The sequence below is a fragment of the Variovorax sp. V93 genome, assembly GCF_041154485.1.
GTDB lineage: Bacteria > Pseudomonadota > Gammaproteobacteria > Burkholderiales > Burkholderiaceae_C > Variovorax > Variovorax beijingensis_A.
On the sequence record NZ_AP028669.1, the window covers coordinates 3,394,485 to 3,409,320 of the forward strand.

Annotated in this window: 14 protein-coding genes and 2 riboswitches; of the genes, 8 read left to right on the plus strand and 6 right to left on the minus strand. The window is 68.1% G+C overall.

Going from position 1 to position 14,836, the window contains the following annotated elements; all coding sequences use genetic code 11:
- Positions 1-40 precede the first annotated feature (40 nt).
- From denD to gcvP, 8 genes are all read left to right on the plus strand, one after another.
- A complete protein-coding gene (denD, locus tag ACAM54_RS16115) occupies positions 41-1,057 on the plus strand; it encodes a D-erythronate dehydrogenase (RefSeq protein WP_369648230.1) in 1,017 nt (338 codons plus the stop codon).
- 63 nt (positions 1,058-1,120) lie between these two features.
- Entirely contained in the window at positions 1,121-2,092 is a 972-nt protein-coding gene (locus ACAM54_RS16120; RefSeq protein WP_012748393.1) for a TRAP transporter substrate-binding protein, read from the plus strand.
- Between the two features lie 82 nt (positions 2,093-2,174).
- Positions 2,175-2,669, plus strand: a complete 495-nt coding sequence (locus ACAM54_RS16125) for a TRAP transporter small permease (RefSeq protein WP_145744654.1) — start codon at positions 2,175-2,177, stop codon at positions 2,667-2,669.
- The gene (locus tag ACAM54_RS16130; protein WP_369648231.1) at positions 2,666-3,943 is read left to right on the plus strand and encodes a TRAP transporter large permease; all 1,278 of its coding nucleotides are present in this window, start codon (positions 2,666-2,668) and stop codon (positions 3,941-3,943) included. Before ACAM54_RS16125 ends, ACAM54_RS16130 begins: the two co-directional genes overlap by 4 nt.
- 149 nt (positions 3,944-4,092) lie before the next feature.
- Positions 4,093-4,641, plus strand: a complete 549-nt coding sequence (locus ACAM54_RS16135; RefSeq protein WP_369648232.1) for a hypothetical protein — start codon at positions 4,093-4,095, stop codon at positions 4,639-4,641.
- A gap of 31 nt (positions 4,642-4,672) precedes the next feature.
- Positions 4,673-4,763, plus strand: a riboswitch (glycine riboswitch).
- Positions 4,764-4,775: 12 nt separating this feature from the next.
- Positions 4,776-4,891: riboswitch (glycine riboswitch) on the plus strand.
- A gap of 45 nt (positions 4,892-4,936) precedes the next feature.
- Complete coding sequence (gcvT, locus tag ACAM54_RS16140; protein ID WP_145744650.1) at positions 4,937-6,115, plus strand: glycine cleavage system aminomethyltransferase GcvT; 1,179 nt, start codon at positions 4,937-4,939, stop codon at positions 6,113-6,115.
- Positions 6,116-6,160: 45 nt separating this feature from the next.
- Entirely contained in the window at positions 6,161-6,532 is a 372-nt protein-coding gene (gene gcvH / locus ACAM54_RS16145; protein WP_012748398.1) for a glycine cleavage system protein GcvH, read from the plus strand.
- Between the two features lie 50 nt (positions 6,533-6,582).
- Entirely contained in the window at positions 6,583-9,489 is a 2,907-nt protein-coding gene (gene gcvP / locus ACAM54_RS16150; protein ID WP_369648233.1) for an aminomethyl-transferring glycine dehydrogenase, read from the plus strand.
- 10 nt (positions 9,490-9,499) lie between these two features.
- On the opposite strand, the gene ACAM54_RS16155 is transcribed toward gcvP, so the two are convergent.
- The 6 genes from ACAM54_RS16155 to ACAM54_RS16180 all read right to left on the minus strand — a co-directional run bounded on the left by ACAM54_RS16155 (position 9,500) and on the right by ACAM54_RS16180 (position 14,786).
- On the minus strand, positions 9,500-9,748 hold the full coding sequence (locus ACAM54_RS16155; protein ID WP_012748400.1) for a hypothetical protein: 249 nt from the start codon (positions 9,746-9,748) through the stop codon (positions 9,500-9,502).
- Positions 9,749-9,837: 89 nt separating this feature from the next.
- Positions 9,838-10,776 (minus strand): DUF3014 domain-containing protein, encoded by a 939-nt coding sequence (locus ACAM54_RS16160; RefSeq protein WP_369648234.1) that lies wholly within the window; start codon positions 10,774-10,776, stop codon positions 9,838-9,840.
- A gap of 126 nt (positions 10,777-10,902) precedes the next feature.
- Positions 10,903-11,568: an alpha/beta hydrolase gene (locus ACAM54_RS16165; protein WP_369648235.1), complete on the minus strand. Its 666-nt coding sequence runs from the start codon at positions 11,566-11,568 to the stop codon at positions 10,903-10,905.
- A gap of 4 nt (positions 11,569-11,572) precedes the next feature.
- On the minus strand, positions 11,573-12,631 hold the full coding sequence (locus ACAM54_RS16170; protein WP_369648236.1) for an NAD(P)H-dependent flavin oxidoreductase: 1,059 nt from the start codon (positions 12,629-12,631) through the stop codon (positions 11,573-11,575).
- 142 nt (positions 12,632-12,773) lie between these two features.
- Complete coding sequence (locus tag ACAM54_RS16175) at positions 12,774-13,520, minus strand: tRNA-uridine aminocarboxypropyltransferase (RefSeq protein WP_369648237.1); 747 nt, start codon at positions 13,518-13,520, stop codon at positions 12,774-12,776.
- A 54-nt stretch (positions 13,521-13,574) separates the two neighbouring features.
- Entirely contained in the window at positions 13,575-14,786 is a 1,212-nt protein-coding gene (locus ACAM54_RS16180) for a DUF1501 domain-containing protein (protein ID WP_369648238.1), read from the minus strand.
- Between the last annotated feature and the right edge of the window lie 50 nt (positions 14,787-14,836).

Below are 14,836 nucleotides of genomic sequence, written 5' to 3' on the forward strand. Positions count from 1 at the left end.
TCGCTGCGCTATGCTCGTTGGCGAAGGAGACAAGACCACCATGCAGATCGTCATCACGGGCGGCGCCGGCTTCCTGGGCGCACGCCTTGCCCGCACCCTGCTGAAGCAGGGCGAGCTTTCGCTGGCGGGTGCGCCGGCACGCACCATTTCCCGCATCACGCTGGTCGACCGCGCCGCGCCGCCGGCCGACCTGGCGGCCGAGCCGCGCATCGCCACCGCGCTCGGCGACCTGAACGAACAGCTGGCCTCGTCCGATGCGGCGCCCTGGCGCGAGGCCGACGCCATCTTTCACCTGGCCGCAGCCGTCAGCGGCGAATGCGAGGCCGACTTCGACCTGGGCATGCGCAGCAACTTCGCCGCTACGCATGCGCTGCTCGAGAAGGCGCGCGCCGTGGGCACCCGGCCGCTGCTGGTGTTTGCCAGCTCGCTCGCAGTGTTCGGCGACTCGCCCGAGCAGCCGCTGCCGCCGGTGATCGAGGACCACACGCTGCCGACGCCGCAGACCAGCTACGGCATCCAGAAATTCATCGGCGAGCAGCTGGTGGCCGACTACACGCGCAAGGGCTTCATCCGCGGGCGCAGCGTGCGGCTGATGACGGTGAGCGTGCGCCCCGGCCGGCCCAACGGCGCGGCCTCGGGCTTTTTCAGCGGCATGATCCGCGAGCCGCTCGCGGGCATCCGCGCCGCCTGCCCGGTGCCCGACGAGACGCCGGTGGCCATCGCGTCGCCGGCGCGCACCGTCGAAGGCATCCTGCGCGCCGCGCAGGCCAGCGACGCCCAATGGGGACCGCGCACCGCGCTCAACCTGCCCTCGCTTTCCACCACGGTGGGCGAAATGGCCGCCGCGCTCGAACGCGTGGCCGGCAAGGCGGCCACCGATCTGCTCGACCGCACGCCCGATCCGGCCATCCAGCGCATCGTGAAGACCTGGCCCGGGCGCATCGAAACCGCGCGCGCCGGCAAGCTCGGGCTCGTGCCCGACGCCAGCTTCGAGGCGGTCATTCGCGATTACGTCCGTGAAAATCCCGACGCAGTCAAACTGGTTATTGCGGCATAGTCATCGGTTGCGCGCGAAGCCGACGCTTTGCGACACCCCCTTTCCATCTCAGGAGACAGAAGAATGAAATTGACCCGACTGGCCGCTGGCCTGGTTCTGGGCATGGGCATGGCCTGCGCGGCCTTTGCGCAGACGACCATGAAGATCAGCATCTCGACCGCGCAGAACTCGCACCAGGGCGTGGCCATCGACACCTTCGCCAAGGAAGTCGAAAAGCGCACGGGCGGCCGCTACAAGGTCCAGACCTTCTACAACGGCTCACTCGGCGGCGAGCGCGAATCGATCGAGGCGGTGCAGCTGGGCACGCAGGAACTCGCGTTCTCCTCGACCGGCCCGGTGCCCAATTTCGTGCCCGAGACCAAGATCCTCGACGTGCCCTTCCTGTTCCGCGACAAGGCCCATGCGCGCGCCGTGCTCGACGGCCCGATCGGCCAGGACCTGCTCACCAAGTTCGACGCCAAGGGCTTCAAGGCGCTGGCCTGGGCCGAGAACGGCTTCCGCCACATGACCAACAGCAAGCGCGACGTGAAGGCGCCCGAAGACCTCAAGGGCCTGAAGATGCGCACCATGGAGAACCCGGTGCACATCGCCGCCTACAAGGGTTTCGGCATCATCACCACGCCCATGGCCTTCCCCGAGGTGTTCACCGCGCTGCAGCAGGGCACGGTCGACGGCCAGGAGAACCCGCTGCCGGTGATCATCTCCGCCAAGTTCGACCAGGTTCAAAAACACCTGTCGCTCACGGGCCACGTCTATTCGCCCTGCATCTTCCTGATGAACAAGGCTTCGTTCGACAAGCTCAGCGCGGCCGACAAGCAGGCCTTCCTCGACGCCGCCAAGGAAGGCACCAAGGCCAACCGCGCCCGCGTGGACGAGGACGACGCCAAGGGCGTGGCCGACCTGCGCGCCAAGGGCATGACCGTGATCGAGAATGTCGACAAGGCCAAGTTCGTGGCCGCGCTCGCTCCGGTGAATGCGCAGTTCGAGAAGGACTTCGGCAAGGCCAATCTCGACAAGATCCGCGACTACAAGTAACCCCGGCTGCCGCCGCCCGGCGGCATGCCCCCGCCCGCCCAGACCGGTCTGGCGGGCTTTTTTGTTTTGAACGCGAGTGCAGATGAAAGAAAAATTCCTCGGCATCGAACGCTGGACCACCGGCGCCTCGATGCTTGCCGCCTGCCTGATGCTGGTCATTGCATCGGCCCTGGGCGTGTTCCAGATCGTGACCCGCTTCGTGCTCGAGCAGCCCGCCGAGTGGAGCGAGATCCTGATCCGCGTGAGCCTGATCTGGATGGTGTTTTTGGGCATACCGATGGCGTTTCGCCAGGGTGCCATGGTCAGCGTGGACGTGCTCTACCGCTGGAGCCCGCCGCGCATCAAGCGCGTGCTCGACGCGGTGGTGAGCATTGCCGCCCTCATCCTGATGCTGGTCATTCTCTGGTGGGGCTGGGACTACGCGATGCGCGGCCGCGTGCAGTCGATGGCCGGGCTCGAAAGCCTGTCGATGGTGTGGGCATACCTGGCGCTGCCGGTGGGCTCCGTTTTCTGCCTGTTCGGCATCGTCGGTAATTTTCTCGATCCCAAGCGGCTCGAACTGGAGACCGCGCAATGACGCCCGTGATGGTTGCAACGATGGTGCTGTGTTTCGCACTGTCGGTTTCGGTGGCGGTGTCGATCGGCCTGGCCTCGATCATGGGCATTCAGATGGCCAACGCCAACATGCTGATCTCCGTGAAGGAGATGTTCAACTCCATCAACAAGTTTCCGCTGGCGGCCATTCCGTTCTTCATCCTGGCCGGCAACCTGATGGAAACCGGCGGCATCTCGCGGCGGCTGGTCGAGTTTGCCAAGAGCATCGTGGGCGGCGTGCAGGGCGGCCTGCCGATGACCTGCGTGCTCACCTGCATGATCTTCGCGGCGGTGTCGGGCTCGTCGGTGGCCACCACCTTCGCCATCGGCGCGATCCTGATCCCGGCGCTCATCAAGCACGGCTACCCCACCGCCTACGCGGCCGCGCTGCAGGCCACCAGCGCCGAACTGGGCGTGATCATCCCGCCCTCGATCCCGATGATCCTCTACGGCGTGAGCGCCGAGGTGTCCATCGGCGAGTTGTTCATCGCGGGTTTCGGCCCGGGCATTCTCATCAGCCTGGCCCTGATGCTGTTCGTCTGGATCTACTGCAAGTGGAAGGGCTGGGGCAAGAACGACGGCGACGGCCGCATGCCTTTCGGCAAGGCGCTGTGGCAGGCCGGCTGGGCGCTGCTGATGCCCGTCATCATCCTGGGCGGCATCTACGGCGGCATCTTCACGCCCACCGAAGCCTCGGCCGTGGCGGTGTTCTATGCGCTGGTGGTGGGCGTCGTGATCTACCGCGAGATCAAGCCCGCGGACCTGTACGTGATCCTGCGCAAGTCGGTGCTGTCGTCGGCGGTGATCATGTTCATCATCGCCAACGCGGGCCTGTTCGCGTTCCTGATCACGCGCGCGGGCGTGCCCGATGCCATCGGCCACTGGCTGCAGGAAGTGCTGAAGTCGCCCGCGATGTTCCTCCTGGGCGTGAACGCGGCGCTGTTCGTCATCGGCATGTTCATCGAGACCAGCGCGGCCATCATCGTGCTCGCGCCGATTCTCGCGCCGGTGGCGGTGCACTTCGGCATCGACCCGGTGCACTTCGGGCTCGTCATGGTGGTGAACCTTGCGCTCGGCATGATCACCCCGCCTTTCGGCGTGAACCTGTTCGCCGCCTGCACGGTGGCGCGCATCTCGCTCGACCGGATCGTGAAGTACCTGGTGCCCTTCGTGCTCGTGATCCTGGCCTGCCTGATGGTGATCACTTACGTGCCATGGATATCGCTGGCGCTGCGCGACCTGGTGTACGCCAAGTAGCGGAACGGCGCGAAAAACAAGGAAGAAACGGCAGCCTGTTCGCAGGCTGCTTTTTTTGTGCGGCGGCGCCGCTGTAAGGCAAACGTTTCACGAAGATGTCACCGCTTGCAACGATGCTGCAGCCCTCGATTCCCGAAAGCTGTGGCGCCATGTTTCCCACCAAGACCGACAAGGCACGCGACGAACTCCAGGGCCGCCAGCGCACGCTGAGCCAGCGCGAACGCGCCTTGCTGCTGATGGCCGACGGCCGGCGTTCGCTGACCGATTTCAGCCCGCTGTTCGCAAGCCGGACCGAAGCCGAGCAGGCGATCCAGGCGCTGATGCGCCAGGGCTACCTGCAGGACGCGCAGGCGGTGGCTGCCGCGGCAGCGCAGGCCGTGGCCCCGCCGCCCGCCCCGGTGCCCGCAGCCGACCCGATACGGCTCGCCACCTCGGCCGACAACTTCGACGGCAAGCGATCCCTGGCCACGACGCGCATGTTCCTGTTCGACATCTGCGAGCGCATGTTCGTGCGCCGCGACCCCAGGTTCGCGCTGCAGATGCGCGACGCCCTGCGCGAGGCGCGCGACCGCGGCGCGATGCTGAGCATTGCCGCGCTGATGCTCACCGAGGTCGAGAAAGCCGCGGGCGCCGAGCGGGCCGAATCGCTGCGCGAGCGCATCGACCGGCTGTTGCCGCCGGCCGAGACCGTGCACTGAGCCGCAGACCGGACGGCCGCGATCCACTACACTCCCATGGTCAGGAGAGAGCCCCGCCAGCCGGGGCCGCCGAAGGCGCAGGGGTTTCCCGAACGCTCAGGCAAAAGGACTGACACAGCGCTGGCGCATGCCGGCGTTTCCTTGCTGGAGAGAGGCTGTTGCTTGCATCAATGCGATGCACCAGCCCACCGAAGGAGCAAACCCCGATCGTGGGGCGAATCTCTCAGGTAAAGCGGACAGCAGGGGTGGCCCATGGCTCGCGCCATGGAATTCGTCTGCCCCTTTGGAGTGCCCCGTGGCCGCATCCTCCGACGCCTCTTCCGCCGAACAACTCCTGAAGACCCCGCTGTACGGCCTGCACGTGGAGCTCGGCGCCCGCATGGTGCCGTTTGCCGGCTATTCGATGCCGGTGCAGTACCCCGCCGGCCTCATGGCCGAGCACAGGCACACGCGCGATGCGGCCGGCCTGTTCGACATCTCGCACATGGGCCAGCTGCGCCTGGTCGGTCCGGACGCGGCGGCCGCCTTCGAAACCCTGATGCCGGTCGACGTGATCGACCTCGCCGCCGGCAAGCAGCGCTATGGCCTGCTGCTGAACGACGAGGGCGGCATCCTCGACGACCTGATGTTCTTCAACGAAGGCCACGGCTCGATCTTCGTGATCGTCAACGGCGCCTGCAAGGTGGCGGACATCGCCCACATCCAGCAGCAGATCGGCGCACGCTGCGAGGTGCAGCCCATGCCCGACCACGCGCTGCTCGCGCTGCAGGGGCCGCAGGCAGCCACGGTGCTGGCGCGGCTGTCGCCCGGCATCGAGCGCTTCGTGTTCATGACGGGCGGCGCGGTGCAGATCGGCGGCATTCCGGCCTTCGCCACGCGCAGCGGCTACACCGGCGAGGACGGCTTCGAGATCTCGGTGGCCGGCCAGAATGCAGAGGCGCTGGCCCGCCTGCTGCTGGCGCAGCCCGAGGTCAAGCCCATCGGCCTGGGCGCACGCAATTCGCTGCGGCTGGAAGCGGGGCTGTGCCTCTACGGCAACGACATCGACACCGCCACCACGCCGGTCGAGGCCTCGCTGAACTGGGCGATCCAGAAGGTGCGCCGCACGGGCGGCGCGCGCGAAGGCGGCTTCCCCGGCGCGGCCAAAGTCCTGGCCCAGCTCGCCGCCGCCACGGCCGGCGCCGCGGGCCACACCGACCATGACACGCTGAAGCGCAAGCGCGTCGGCCTCGTGGCGCTGGAACGCATTCCGGTGCGCGACGGCACCGTGCTGCAATCCTTCGAAGGCCACGACATCGGCTTTGTCACGAGCGGCCTGCTCGGCCCGACGGCCGACCGCCCGATTGCCATGGGCTACGTGGCCACCGCGTTTTCCGAGCCCGGCACGCGCGTTCAGGCCATCGTGCGCGGCAAGCCGGTGCCGATGGAAGTCTCGACCCTGCCTTTCGTGCCCACGCGCTACTACCGCGGCTAGGCGCTGCGCCCCAACCATCATTTTTTCCACGAGGAGTTTTCCACCATGAGCATCAAGTACACCAAGGACCATGAATGGGTCTCGGCCGAAGGCAGCGCAGCCACCGTCGGCATCACCGTGCATGCGCAGGACGCGCTCGGCGACGTGGTCTTTGTCGACCTGCCTGAAGTCGGCAAGACCTTTGCACAGGGCGAGGTTGCCGGTGTCGTCGAATCGGTCAAGGCCGCGGCCGATGTGTTCATGCCCGTGTCGGGCGAGATCACCGAAGTGAACGAAGCCCTGCGCGCCGATCCCTCGCTCGCCAACACCGACCCGCTGGCCGCGGGCTGGTTCTTCAAGGTCAAGCTCAGCGAGCCGGCGCAGCTCGACGCGCTGCTCGACGCTGCCAGCTACGACAAGTTCGCTGCCGAGTCCTGATCCGCCGAGTTCGCAAGCCGCTTTTTCCTCATCCCCGAGCCTTCACCGCCATGCCGATTCCCGCCCTTCCCTCTTTGCAACAACTGGAGAACGCCGAAGAGTTTCTCGCCCGCCACATCGGCATCGATGCGGCGGACGAGGCGCGCATGCTGCCGGTGATCGGCTCGGAAACGCGCGCCGAGCTCATCGACGGCATCGTGCCTGCGGCCATCCGCCGGGCGAAGCCGATGCGGCTGCCGGCGCCCATCGCGGAGGCCGACGCGCTGGCCGAATTGAAGGCGATCGCGGCGAAGAACAAGGTCTTCAAGAGCTTCATCGGCCAGGGCTACTACGGCACGCACACGCCGGGCGTGATCCTGCGCAACGTGCTCGAGAACCCCGCCTGGTACACGGCCTACACGCCCTACCAGGCCGAGATTTCGCAGGGCCGCATGGAAGCGCTGCTCAATTTCCAGACCATGGTGTGCGACCTCACGGGCATGGCCATCGCCAATGCCTCGATGCTCGACGAAGCCACGGCCGCGGCCGAGGCCATGACGCTCGCCAAGCGCAGCGTCAAGAGCAAGAGCAATGTGTTCCTCGTGTCGGGCGACTGCCACCCGCAGACCATCGAGGTCATCAAGACGCGCGCCGCGCCGCTGGGCATCGAGGTCAAGGTCAGCACCGTCTCCGAGACGCTGCCGCACCTGATGGTGAGCGGCGAATTCTTCGGCGTGCTCGCGCAGTACCCGGCCACCACCGGCCATGTGCACGACCTGCGTCCGCTCGCGGGCCATGCGCACCAGTGCGACGCCGCCTTCTGCGTGGCCGCCGACCTGCTCGCGCTCACCTTGCTCGCGCCGCCGGGCGAATGGGATGCCGACATCGTCTGCGGCACCACGCAGCGCTTCGGCATGCCGATGTGCAACGGCGGCCCGCACGCGGCCTACCTGGCCTGCCGCGACGAGTTCAAGCGCTCGCTGCCGGGCCGCCTGGTCGGCGTGAGCGTCGACACGCACGGCCAGCCCGCCTACCGCCTCGCGCTGCAGACGCGCGAGCAGCACATCCGCCGCGAGAAGGCCACCTCCAACATCTGTACCGCCCAGGTGCTGCCGGCCGTGGTGGCCAGCATGTACGCCGTGTACCACGGGCCCGACGGCCTCACGCGCATTGCGCAGCGCGTGGCCGCGCTCACGGCCATCCTCGCGCAGGGCCTCGCGCAAATGGGCCGCGAGCCGGTCAATGCCACCGCCTTCGATTCGCTGACCATCCGCACCGGTGACGACACGCCGAAGATCATCGAGCGCGCCCAGGCTGCGGGCGTCAACCTGCGCCAGCGCCTGCAGCAGCACCTGGGCATTTCGCTCGACGAGACCACCACGCGCGCCGACATCGAGACGCTCTGGGCGCTGTTCGTGCCGGCCGGCACGCCGATGCCGCGCTTCGACGACCTGGCCAACACGGCGCCGCGCCTGCCCGAGGACCTGCGCCGCACCAGCGCCTTTCTCACGCACCCGGTGTTCAACACCCACAAGAGCGAAACCGCGATGCTGCGCTACATCCGCAGCCTGTCGGACAAGGACCTCGCCCTCGACCGCAGCATGATCCCGCTCGGCAGCTGCACCATGAAGCTCAACGCGACCAGCGAGATGATCCCGATCACCTGGTCCGAATTCGCGAACATCCATCCCTTTGCGCCGGCCGAGCAGCTGGTGGGCTACGCCCAGCTCGACGCCCAGCTGCGCGCCTGGCTCTGCGAAGCCACGGGCTACGCGGGCATCAGCCTGCAGCCCAACGCGGGCTCGCAGGGCGAGTACGCGGGCCTGCTGGCCATCCGCTCCTTCCATGAGGCCAACGGCCAGGGGCACCGCAACATCTGCCTCATTCCGTCGTCGGCGCATGGCACCAACCCCGCGAGCGCACAGATGGTGGGCCTGCAGGTGGTGGTGACGGCCTGCGACGCGCAGGGCAACGTCGACATGGACGACCTGAAGCGCGCCTGCGAGAAGCACAGCGACAAGCTCGCGGCCGTGATGATCACCTACCCGAGCACGCACGGCGTGTTCGAAACGCGCGTGAAGGAACTCTGCGAGCTCGTGCACGAACACGGCGGCCGCGTGTACGTCGATGGCGCCAACATGAATGCGCTGGTCGGCGTGGCCGCGCCGGGCGAGTTCGGCGGCGACGTGAGCCACCTGAACCTGCACAAGACCTTCTGCATTCCGCACGGCGGCGGCGGCCCGGGCGTGGGGCCGGTGTGCGTGGTGGAAGACCTCGTGCCCTACCTGCCAGGGCATGCGACCGCGGGTGTCGCTTCCAACGGCGTGGGCGCCGTGTCGGCGGCACCGCTGGGCAACGCGGCGGTGCTGCCGATCAGCTGGATGTACTGCCGCATGATGGGCGCCAAGGGCCTGCAGGCGGCGACCGAGACCGCGATCCTGAGCGCCAACTACATCAGCGCGCGCCTCAAGGACCACTATCCCACGCTGTACGCGAGCCCCAACGGCCATGTCGCGCACGAGTGCATCCTCGACCTGCGCCCGCTCAAGGACAGCAGCGGCGTCACCGCCGAGGACGTGGCCAAGCGGCTGATCGACTACGGCTTCCACGCGCCCACGCTGAGCTTTCCGGTGCCGGGCACGCTGATGGTGGAACCCACCGAAAGCGAGCCGCTGGCCGAACTCGACCGCTTCATCGACGCGATGATCGCGATCCGCGGCGAGATCCGCCGCGTCGAGGAAGGCGTCTGGCCGAAGGACGACAACCCGCTCAAGCACGCACCGCACACGGCGGCCAGCCTGCTCGGCACGGAATGGGCGCACCCCTATTCGCGCGAGCTCGGCGCGTTTCCGCTGGCCGAACTGAAGCTGGCCAAGTACTGGCCGCCGATCGGCCGCGTCGACAACGTCTACGGCGACCGCAACCTGTTCTGCAGCTGCGTGCCGGTGGGCGACTACAAGGAAACCGAAGAGGCCTGAAAAAGGCCGCTCAGGCTTCGCGGCGGTACATCGCCCATTTCACGGTGAGGATGTCCGCCGCGATCTTCGCGGCGTTGACGCCCGCGTAGCTTTGGGACGGATCGAATTCGAAGCCTTCCTTGTAGCACCTGACATGCGCGAAGTCGCGGTCGAAGGTCATCGGACCCATGAGCTCGGCGGGGTCGGTGCCCGCGGGAAGCGCCAGGAATTTCTCGGGATCGGTGGCACTCTGGTAGAGGTCGACGCTCATCAGGTTCATATGGGTGTCCTCGAAATCTGGGGATCCGGCGAATCATCCCCGGCATCCGCGCCGCATGCAATCGGCCCGCGCCTACACGGCGCGCCCGTTCAGCGCTGCTGCTGCTTCTTCTTCGCCAGCTCGCCCGTGGCGATCTGGTCGCGGAAGCCGCGCAGGCTGGCCTTGAGCTTGCGCTCGTTCTCCAGTCCCACGCGCACCATGATCTTCTGGCCCGACGAGAGCGACTCGAGCTGCGGATCGGCGTACTCGTAGCGCACCCAGGGCCGCTGCGACGGCACCTTGCCCTTCACCTCGACCAGGCGCACCGGCACCGGCCCGGCGGGTTCAGGCGCCTGCAGCAGATGGTCGATCACGGCAACGAGCCGGTCGTTGAAGTAGCGCCCCGGATAGCCGAGCTCCTCGTAGGCCTGCTGGAACAGCGGATAGAGCCGCGCATACACCTTGGCCGCCTTGGCCGGATCGATCGACTCGACCAGCATCACGATGGGGCTGTAGCGCGCGGCATTGGTGGGTGCGATGGTTTCCTTCTCGCCCTTGCCCTGGGTGGTGAAGCGCTGCTTCGTCGGCTGCACGGGCCAGGTGCTCGCGGGCGACTGCTCGCGCGCGAGGTTGTCGACCGTGGCCACGAAGCGGCGCACGATGCCTTCGAACTGCAGGAAGTCCGCCACGTTCTTGCTGCCCATCAGGTCGACGAGCGCCTTCATCACACGCGCATCGGAATCGGCGACCTTGGGCAGCCCCGATTCGGGCAGCGCGATCGCGTCGATGGGGTTCTGCGGCTCGGGGGATTCGGGCAGGGACGGGGGCGGCGCAGGTGCAAGCCCGTCGTTCGGGGCGGCGGCCACCGGCGGTTCGACCGGCAGCGGCTGTTGCTGCTGGTACCAGCGCCAGCCCAGGAATCCGGCCGCGATCGCCAGCAGCACGATCACGATGATGGTTCCGGTCGATGTTTCGCGCCGCGGCCTGTACGCAGGCGCATCGCGCGGATCGCGCGCGTCGGGAATTTCGGGGATGTCTCGGTCGGACATGTCTGCGGTTTCCTTTTTGGAGGATTGCAATGGGAGACGAGCGGCTATGGTGCACCAGATCGGCGCCCGGCCGCGGCTTGGTCCCGTAACGCCCTGTGACGCGCCGATCGCCCGAAAGTTCGACCGCTAGGACGCGCCGAGCGCCTGCAGCCACGCCAGCGTGCCTTGCAGTTCGGCCGGACGGATCTCGTGGCCGCCCGGAAAATCGGCGCCCGACAGCGCCAGCGGCAGGCCGCGCGCGAGTTCGCGCGTGGCCTGCGCGGCGCTTGGCGGAATCACGTTGTCGCCGCTGCCGTGGCTCACCCACAGCGCCTTGCCTTCGAAAGCCTCGGGCGGCGCGACGTGCGCCGCCACTTGCGACAGCAGCCGGCCGTGCCACACCATCGCCGCGCGCACCTTGGTGGGCTGGGTCAGCAGCAGCGACAGCGCCATGATGCCGCCCTGGCTGAAACCGCCGACCACCACGCGCTCGGGCGGCACGCCGAGCTGCTGCGACGCCGAGGCCACCATCTCGCCCACCAGGAAGCGGCTTTCGCGCTCCTGCTCCTCGTTGATGCGCCGCTCGCCATCGGCCAGCACCTCGAACTCGAACCACGCATAGGCATCGGGCGACAGCACATAGGGCGCGCGCAGGCTCAGCACGTGGAACTGCGTCGGCATGAGCCGCGCGAGGCCGAACAGGTCCTGCTCGTTGCTGCCAACGCCGTGCATCAGCACCAGCAGCCAGGGCTCGCGCACGTTCGGCCCCGCGGCCTGCTCGAGGAACTTGAAAGGCAGGTGGAGTTGCGTCATGGCGTCAGGCCGTAAGAGATTGAAAACCTTGCGCCAATGCGCGCGTGATCTCGGCGGCCGGCAGCTCGCGGCAGCCGGTGGCGTTCTGCCCCGACCACAGCGGAGAAAAATCGCCGCTGCCCTGCGCCTCGGCCTTGGCGCGCAGTGGCGCAATGCCCGACGTGGCCAGCGGAAACTCGGGCGCCGCGGCACCGATCGGGCCCAGCTCGCGCATCACGCGGTTCACGATGCCGCGCGCGGGGCGGCCCGTGAAGAGATTAGTGAGCGCCGTGTGGCGCGCGGCCTGGCTCTTCAGCGCCGCGCGGTGCACGGCGCTGGTGGTCGCCTCCGGCGCCAGCAGATAGGCGGTGCCGACCTGCACGCCCGCCGCGCCCAGCGCCATGGCCGCGGCCACGCCCGCCGCATCGGCAATGCCGCCGGCCGCGATCACCGGCAGCTTCACGGCATGCACCAGCTGCGGCAGCAGCGCAAAGGTGCCGAGCTGCCTCGTCAGGTCATGCGACAGGAAATGGCCGCGGTGCCCGCCGGCCTCCAGCCCTTGCGCGATGACCGCATCCACACCACGCGCTTCGAGCCACCGCGCCTCCTCGACCGTGGTGGCCGAAGCCAGCACCTTCGCGCCCCAGCCGTGCACCTGCGCCATCAGCGCCTCCGAAGGCAGCCCGAAATGAAAGCTCACCACCGCCGGGCGGAACTCGGCCAGCACCTTGGCCACGTCGGCGCTGAACGGATTGCGCCCGGGACCGGTGGGGATGCTCGCGGCATCGATGCCGAATTCGGCGTAGTACGGCGCCAGCGCGCTGCGCCATGCCGCCTCGCGCTCGGCGCTCGGCTCCGGCGGCGTGTGGCAGAAGAAGTTGACGTTGCAGGGCTTGCCGGTGCCGGCCCGGATCGCGGCGAGTTCGCTGCGCATGGCATCGGGGGCCAGCATGGCGCAGGGCAGCGAGCCGAGCCCGCCCGCGTTGCTGACCGCAATGGCCATGGCGCTGCCTTGGACGCCGGCCATCGGGGCCTGGATCAGCGGCAGATCGGTGCCGAGGAGTTGCTGTAAGGGCGTAGTCATGTCGGATGTTCCTTCTGGATGCGCCGTGCGCGCCGGCGCCTATTCTGCGGCGAAGCCCAAAGCCCTGGCGCCGAGCAGGCAGGCGATGCGGGAAGTGCCGCAAGCCGAGGCCTGACGATGATCGCTGGCAAGTTCGGCGACATTACGCCGGCGGTCGAATGGACACTTCGCGCAGCCGCCGATGCGCTGCACCGTCCCAGGCAACGGGCTGCTGGTTCTTCGCATGCAGATAGTGGTGCGTGAACACCGCGAGGTAGGCATCCAGCGTCTGTTCGGCGACGCTTTCGCCCGCCAGGCTCATGCACATCGCGGCCACCTCGCTGGTGCAGAAGTGGTCGTCGCGGCCGGAATTGCGCAGCTTGTACTGCGTGATCCGCTCCGGCTGCAGGCTCAGCACCGGCAGCCGGTCGAGGTAAGGGCTTCTGCGGAACATCTTGCGTGCCTCGGCCCATGTCGCGTCGAACAGGATGAAGAGCGGCCGTTTCGAAGTGCCGCTGCCGTCCGTTCCAGGCGCCGGAACGGCCAGGACCACGCGCTCGGGTGCCGCGTATTGCCCCGGGAACACCACGTAGGGCTGCCATTGCGGATCGTTCAGCAGCGCCAGCAGCGCGGGATCGGTCTCGGTGCGGGCCCAGCCGAAGGCAAAGGTATCGGCCACCACGTCGGCGACCAGCCATCCGGTGTTGGTGGGCTTGAGCGGTTCGATGTCGGCCATGAGCAGGCACATTCCCGCGCGCGTTGCCACCGAAGGGCGCACGGCGCACATGCAATGGCTGGGCACCAGGCGGCAGCCCGCGCAGCGCTCGCGCTTGAAGCCGCCGCGGGCGAGAAAGGGTTTGGCGCTTCGCGCCAGGCGTGCGGCGCGAAGGAAGGAGACGGCATGAGGCATGCACCGATTCTCGGCGGCTCCTGGACGCCCGGTCCGCAGGAATGCGCCGGGCAGCTAAACCAGCTGCAGATCCTTCGGCGCCACCCCCTCGAACACCCGCGCGAGCTGGGCCGGCGAAAGGCCGTACATCCGCTTGAACAGCCCGCCGAACACCGCGCGGTATTCGTTGAGCACCGGGTAGTCGCGGTTCTGGAACAGCGTGGCCTGCGCCACTTCCTGCTGCTCGCCCACGATGCGCCCGCCGGCCTGCGCCGAGAGGCCGCCGCCGAGCACCCAGTACACGGTGCCGTGCCCGTGATCGGTGCCGCGGTTGCCGTTCTCGCGGAAGGTACGGCCGAATTCGCTGATGACCACCACCACGGTCTGGCGCCAGGCGTCGTCGCCCATCTCCTGTGCGAAGCCGGCCACGCCACGGCCCAGTTCCTCGAATCGGTTGGCGAGGTAGCCGGTGGCGCCGCCCTGCCCCACGTGCGTGTCCCAGCCGCCGACGTCGACGAAGCCGAGGTCGAAGCGGTCCCGCATCAGCAGCGCCATGCGGCGCGCCACCAGTTCGAAGCCCTTGGCGCTCATGGCGTTGCGGCTGGCGGCGTCCATCTCGGCCTGCACTGCGCGCGCCACCTCGTCGCGCAGCTCGAAGCCTTCGGCCACCGGCCCGGCCAGCGGGGTGTTGCGGTACATGGCCGCGATGACCTGGCTCTGCCGTGCATCGATGCCGGCACGCGCATTGCCCGCGAGCGCCATGTTCGCGGCCTTGGCACCGCCACGCAGCGAAAGGGGCAGCTGCTCGGTGAAGGCAATGGGCGACACGCGGCCCAGCGGCCCGGCACCGAGCACGGAGGCCAGGCGGTTGAGAAAGCCGGAGCCATAGTCGCGGCGCTTGTCGAGCGCCTGGCCCAGTTCGATGGAGTCCTGCGTCTCGAAGTGGCTGCGCGTGAGGTCGTCGGTGCCGGCGAAGGCGATGAAGGACGCCTGCTTCTGCTCGAACATCGGCATCACGCTCTGCGCCAGCGCGGGGTGCAGGCCCCAGTCGGCGTCCAGCGGCAGCGCGCCGTTGGGCGAGCCGGGCCGGGCGATGGCGATGTTGGGGCGCGATGCGTAGTAGAAGTCGCTGCCGGTGGGCACGAGCAGGTTGCTGCAGTCGTAGGCGCCGCGCAGGAAAACGACCAGCAGCTTGGTGCCTTCGGCCGCGGGCGCGGCCACCAGCCGGCCGGCGGCGCCCGCGAGTGGCGCGCCGGCCAGGAGCTTCAAGAGTTCTCGACGTTGCATGAGACATGTCCTTTCTTCTGCCTTGCCCCTTCCCCTTCCGGGGGAAGGTT